Raw genomic sequence first — 6,128 nt, forward strand, 5'->3', positions numbered from 1 at the left:
TGGGATCGGGGTGGGCGCCCGCCGCCGACCTCCTCGGGGACTCCCGGCACGAGCTCGGGGTCAGTACCAGCCGATGGACTGGGAGTGGGCCCATGCTTCACACGGGGTGCCGTAGCGCCCCTTGATGTAGTCGATGCCCCACGCGATCTGGGTGGCGGGGTTCGTCTGCCAGTCGTCGCCGTGGGAGGCCATCTTGGTTCCGGGCAGGGACTGCGGGATACCGTACGCGCCCGAACTGGGGTTCGAGGCGGTGTGGTTCCAGTTGCTCTCCTTCTCCCACAGGGGTTCGAGGCAGCCGGAGAACTGGTCCTCACCCCAGCCCTCTGCGAGGACCATTTCGAGGGCGATCGACTTGGGGTCCCCGCTGAACTCGGGAACCTCCTCCTCTTCTTCCTCCTCCTCTTCCTCCTCGACGTCGCTCCCGTCGCCCTGGGCCGTTCTGACCCCTTCGCCGAGGGCGGTGTCGCTCTCTCCCCGGGCCTGCTGCCGCAGATCCTGGAGTTCTTCCTGCGTCAGCTCGGAGGACGCGAAGAAGTCGTCCTCCCCGGTTTCGGCGTCGGCCGCGGGTTCCTCGCTGTCCGGGACGGCGGCGTTGGCCGCCATGTTCGGGTCGACTCCGTCGTCCGCGAACGCGGAGACGGCGAACGTCGCGCCCGCGACGAGGGTCGCCGCACCGATCACCGCCGTACTGCGCAACGACATTCGGTTGAGTAGCACGATTGCCTTTCCCAAGAGGGGGTTAATGGCAGGGAAAGCCCTATTAATACCAGTTGTTCGCCTGGGAATGGGACCAGGCGTCACAGGGGGTCCCGTACCTGTCCTTGATGTAGTCGATGCCCCACGCGATCTGGGTGGCGGGGTTGGTCCGCCAGTCGTCGCCGTGGGAGGCCATCTTGCTTCCGGGCAGAGACTGCGGGATGCCGTAGGCACCCGAGGACGCGTTCTCCGCCGTGTGGTTCCAGTTGCTCTCCTTCTCCCACAGGGGTTCGAGGCAGCCGGAGAACTGGTCCTCACCCCATCCTTCGGCGAGGACCGCCTCCAGGGCGATCTCCTTGGCCGTGCCCGCGGGCACGGGGGCGCCACCACCGGAGGAACCCGTGGAGTCCGAGGCACCGCCGGAGGAGGCGGTCCCGGGATCGGGCTCCGGCTCGGGCTCCGGCTCGGGGATCTCGCTTCCCGTCCCGCTGGTGGACCGGACGCCCTCGTCCGCGGCCGACCTCGCCTCCTGGCGGGTCTCCTCACGCAGCCCCTCGCGTTCCTCCCCGCTCACCGCGGGCGGCTCCGCGAAGAAGTCGTCGGCGCCGTCCCCGCCCTGCTGCTCGGGGACCACCACGGCGGACGTGAGCCGCTCGGGCCCCACGTCGTCGGTCTGCGCGAACGCAGCGACCGTGAAGGTGCTCCCGGCGACCACGGCCGCGGCTCCGACCGCGCTCGCACGGCGCAGTGAGGTTCGGTTGAACAGCAAGGATGGCCCTTTCGCGTAGACGCACACGTGCCTTCGTGGGGCTGCTCGTGTGTGGTGCTTCGCCGCTGCTGACCACGTGGCCCGGACTGTGCGCGGAGGGGACGGGTCTTCCGTTCGACCGACCGCGGCGCGGGTCTCCCACGTGGGAGGGGATGTTCTGTGCAGCGAACTCAGCCTGCATCATCGTCACGGTGAAGTAACGCCAGTTTTACTATGCCTTGGGTCACATCACGGAATGTGCTCGTATTGCGGACCCCTGACCTGCGCGGCGACACGAAGGGTCAAGCCCTGGTCAAAGGGAGTTCACGGCGTGGTCCCTGTCTCCACGCGACGAGTGGCACCCGATCCGCGTCACCGGGGGCTTCTGAGTACGCGTACCGATGCGCGCGGACAGGAACCGGAGACAGGATGGCGGTATGAACGCCCACGGATCCCCACCGCCCCCCGCGGGTCCACGGCTCCACTGCCCGGACTGTCGCTCCCCGCTCCCTTTCGGAACCACCGCGTGCCCCCGGTGCGGACTACGGCTCACCGGTGACACCGCCCGGCGCCTCTGGTGGATCGACTCCGAGATCGCGGAGCTCGACGGCCGCAGGCACCGGCTGCTCGGTGAACGCGCCGCGGTGGTGCGGCTGCTGCGCCGCGAGTCGATCCCGAGGCGGACGGACACGCCCCCTCCCGCCAACACCCCCACCGGAGGCCGCCCCGGAGACCGCACGCCCTCCCACGGGCCCGTACACACCGATTCGGGAGCACGGCCGTCGGCGGGTGCGGCCGGGCACGGCGCCGCGGCCCCCGCGCCCGCCGGTCGGCACGGCTCCGCACCGACCGGTGAGGTCACCCGGCGCTCCGCCCAGAACCTCATCCTCGGACTGGGCGGCCTCCTCGTCGGTATCGCCGCCCTGGTCTTCGCCGTCTGGAGCTGGAGCGACCTGGGCACCGGCGCCCGTGCGGGCGTCCTCGGGGCCACCACCCTGGCCTTCGCCGTGCTCGCCCTCCCCCTGCACCGGCGCGGGCTGAGGGCTACGGCCGAGACCTTCGGCTGCGTCGCAGCGGCCCTGCTGTGCGTCGACGCCCTCGCCCTGGGCCTGCTCCTGTCCGACCGGATCACCAGCGGTCCCGGCTACGCGGCCGCCGCGCTCACCGCCATCGGCGCGCTGGCGGCGCTCTATCCGCTCCTCGTGCCGCTGCGGTCCCCGCGCGTCGTCGCCGCCCTCGTCGCCCAACCGGTCCCGGTCCTGCTCGTGGCCGCGCTCCCCGGCGGCGGGGCCCTGTCCTGGATCCTGCCCGCGCTCGCCGCCACCGCGCTCACCGACCTGCTGCTGGTCCGCCTGCTCGGCGGGCCGCGCCAGGGCATCCCGGTCCGCACCCTCCACGTCACCGCGACGGTCCTGTGGGGGTTCGCCCTCGTCCTCTCCTCCGCGCTCATGCTCGCGGTCCCCGAGGCCCGCAACGCCGGCACCTGGTGGGCCGTGGCATCGGCACTGCTGGTGAGCGGAGTGACCGGTCTGCTGTTCACACGGCGACCACTGCCCTCGCTCCCCCGGCCCGGGGCCCGGCCGTCCGTGCTCCACGCCGCGGTCGCCCTCCTCGCCCTGGGCGCGGTGCCCCTGGCCGCCGGCCCCGCACACCTTCCCGTGCTCCCCGGCGCGCCCTCCGGGTTCTGGACCGGCGATCCGGGCGCGGCGACCGCCCCCGCCCTCCACGTCCTGGAGCTCACCGGCCCCGGAACCCTCGTGCCGCCCGCACCCGCCTACCTGGCGGCCGTCGCGGTCGCCGCCGTCCTGGCCCTGGCGGCGGTGGCCCTGCTGCGCCGCGACCTCCTGGTGCCCGCGACCGCCCTGGTCGCCCCGCCGGCCCTGCTCGCGGTTCCCCTGCTGCTGTCCCTGCCCCTCGTGGTCGCGGTCGTGTGGGCACTGCTCGTGGGCGCCGCCCTGGTCCTCGGCACCGTTCTCCTGCCGCGCCGACGCGCAGGGTGGGTGTGCACGGCCGCCGGGTCCCTCACCGTCGCCACGGGGGTGCTGTGGTCGCTGCCGGACCGGTACACCTCCCTGGCCGCCCTCCTCCTCACGGGCACCACCGCACTGGTCGCCCTCCTGCTGTTCCGCCGCGCCGACCGCAACGGCCGCGCCGCGGCCTCCCTGTACGGGTCCGGCCTGCTGCTGTGGGCTCTGACCCTGCTCACCGGCGCGGGCTTCCTGACGGCGCTGGCGCTCGGCCTGGACGCGCCGCGCCCCGCCTGGTGGCTCCTGGCCGCCGCCGCGCTGATGGCGGGCGCGACGGCCCTCCTTCTCGGCCGGCTCCGGTACCCGTTCGCCTCCCAGGGCTCCGGGGGCGCCCCCGGAACCCTCCCCCGTGCCGCCGTGGCCGTGCCCGGAGGCGGGTGGGCGGGCGCCCCCCTCCCCGCCCGGGGCGCCCCCGACCCCCGGCCGGCGTTCACCCTGTTCGGCCTCCTGCTCCTGGCCACGGCCCCGCTGCTGGCAGGTTCGGTACGGGGTCCCGGCCTGTCACCGCTCTCCGGCCCGTACCAGCCGTGGACCGCTCCGGTGTCGGCGATGCTCGACCCCGCGCACGAGGTGCTGGGCCTCTCGGCCCCGGAGGGGTTCGCCGCCGCGCTGGGCACCGCGCTCGGCGTACTCGTGGCCGGTGCCCTCGTGGTGGCCCTGGTCCTGCTGGTGGACCGTAGGTGGGCGGTGACCGCGCTCGCGCTCGCCGCGCCCACCGCCCTGGTGCCGCTTCCGGTGCTCCTGGGGATGCCGTACGTGGCGGCGGTGGTGTGGACGGTGTTCGTCGGAGCCGCGCTGGTCCTGGGCGTCGCGCCCTCCGGCCGTTCCGGACTCGGCTGGGTGCCGGCCGCGACCGGGTGCGCGACCCTCCTCCTGGGCCTGTTCCGTGCGCTTCCCGAGTACTACACGACGCTGGCCGCGCTCGTCCTGGTCGCGGCGACCTCCCTGGTGGCGGCGCTGGTCCTGCGACGCATGGACTTCGCCGGAGGCGTCCGCCCCGGAACCGCTGCGCGCGCCGTACCCCTCGCACTCGGGGGGCTCACCCTGCTCGTGGGAGGGGCCGCCCTGGTGTTCTCCTTCACACGGCAGGGTCCCCCCGAACCCCTGTCGTGGTGGTTGTCGGCCGCGGCGCTGCTGTGCGTCGGCGCCGCCTCGGTGACGGTGGCCCGGCCGACGCCCCCGTCCCCCGTCCCGGCACCCCCCGCCCCCGCACCGCGGCCCGTACCGGGGATGCCGCCGTTGACACTGCTCGGCCTCCTGCTGCTGGCGGCCGTCCCCCTCGTGGCGGGGCCCCGGTCGCTGCCCGCGCTCGCGGCGGTCCCGCGGGCCCACCCCGTGGCGTCCGCGCCCCCGTCGGTCCTGCTGGACCCCGCGTACGCCGTCCTCGGCCTCTCCCCGCTTCCGGGGCCGGCCCTGGCCGCGGCCGTGGCCGCCGGGGTCCTGGTGTCCGGGCTGCTCTCCGTGGGCGCGGTCGCCCTCCTGGCCCGGCGGTGGACGCCGCGCGCCGCCGCCCTGGTCGTACCGCCCGCGCTGGCGCCCCTGCCGGTGATCACCGGAGCGCCGTTCCTCGTCGCCCTGCTGTGGGTGCTGGCGGTGGGTTCCGCCCTGGCGGTGTGGTCGGCGCTGCTGCGGGACCGCCGGACGAGCCCGCTGCCGGGGCTGACGGGGCTCCTCACCGCGGGGGTGGGTCTGAGCTGGTCGCTCGCCGAGGAGCACACGACCGCCGGCGCGCTGATGGCCGCCGCGGTGGTCGCGTCGGTGGTCGCCGCGCTGGCGCGGACGCCCGTCCCCGCCCTGGGCGGCACCGCTGCCGCCACGTCCCTCACCGGGGCGTTCTCCCTCACCCTCCCCCTGGCCCTGGGTGCGCCGGTGGAGTACGCGGTGCTCGGGCCGATCGCCGTGGTCGCCGCCGTGGCCGTGGTCGCGCCGAGGCTGCGCGGGGCGCTGGTGACGGCGGCCGAGGTCCCCGCGTGCCTGTGGGCGGTCCTGGCCCTGGCCGTCTCGGTCGGCGCGGGTGCGCGGCCGGAGCTGGTGGCGCTGGCTCTCGCCCTGGTCGGCGTGGTCGCGGCGGCGACCGCTGTCCGTCCCGGCCGGTCGTGGTTCGCGGCGGTCGGCGGGCTGCTGATGTTCGCCGCCCTGTGGACCGTGCTCTCCGCCTGGCACGTGACCGTTCCCGAGGCGTACACGGTGCCTCCCGCGCTCGCCGCCCTGGTCATCGGCTGGGAGTGGAGCCGCAAGGCGGTGACCGCCCCGTCGAGCTGGGCGGCCTACGGCGGCGGCCTGGCGCTGCTGCTCCTGCCGACGGTGGGCCTGCTCCTCACCGAGGACGGCATGGCGTGGCGGGTTCCCGCCGTGCTGGTGCTCGGGGTGGCCGTCGCCCTGTGGGGTCTGGTGCGGCGGCTCCAGGCGGCGCTGGTCCTGGGAGGGCTGGTGCTGGTGGCCACGTCGCTGCGGGCGTTCGGGCCGCCCCTCTGGGAGCTGACCCGTGTCGCGCCGAACTGGGTGCCGTTCGCGGCCGTGGGCCTGCTTCTCCTGCTCGTGGGAGCCCGCTACGAGGCGAGTCTTGCACGGCTGAGGAGCCTGGGGCGGGTGGTGTCGGGCATGCGCTGAGGGGACGCCGCCACCCCACGGGGCGGCGTCCCGGGACCGGCCTCGGC

General features: G+C 75.0%; 3 protein-coding genes. 1 reads left to right on the forward strand and 2 read right to left on the reverse strand.

Annotated features, from left to right (window positions below):
- Positions 1-60 precede the first annotated feature (60 nt).
- Both ACFWTE_RS29445 and ACFWTE_RS29450 read right to left on the reverse strand, forming a co-directional pair.
- Positions 61-717 carry a lytic transglycosylase domain-containing protein gene (locus tag ACFWTE_RS29445; RefSeq protein ID WP_378783190.1) on the reverse strand — a complete coding sequence of 219 codons (657 nt, stop codon included), beginning with the start codon at positions 715-717 and terminating at the stop codon, positions 61-63.
- A 43-nt stretch (positions 718-760) separates the two neighbouring features.
- The gene (locus tag ACFWTE_RS29450) at positions 761-1,465 is read right to left on the reverse strand and encodes a lytic transglycosylase domain-containing protein (RefSeq protein ID WP_378783191.1); all 705 of its coding nucleotides are present in this window, start codon (positions 1,463-1,465) and stop codon (positions 761-763) included.
- A 416-nt stretch (positions 1,466-1,881) separates the two neighbouring features.
- Between ACFWTE_RS29450 and ACFWTE_RS29455 the strand changes: the two genes are divergently transcribed.
- A complete protein-coding gene (locus ACFWTE_RS29455) occupies positions 1,882-6,081 on the forward strand; it encodes an SCO7613 C-terminal domain-containing membrane protein (protein WP_378783192.1) in 4,200 nt (1,399 codons plus the stop codon).
- Positions 6,082-6,128 lie beyond the last annotated feature (47 nt).

Origin of the sequence: Nocardiopsis sp. NPDC058631 (genome assembly GCF_042716955.1) — a bacterium.
Taxonomy (GTDB): domain Bacteria; phylum Actinomycetota; class Actinomycetes; order Streptosporangiales; family Streptosporangiaceae; genus Nocardiopsis.

Bases quoted from the DNA above. Each gene is read 5' to 3' on its own strand.
- ACFWTE_RS29455 (WP_378783192.1), top strand. From the start codon at position 1,882: ATGAACGCCCACGGATCCCCACCGCCCCCCGCGGGTCCACGGCTCCAC.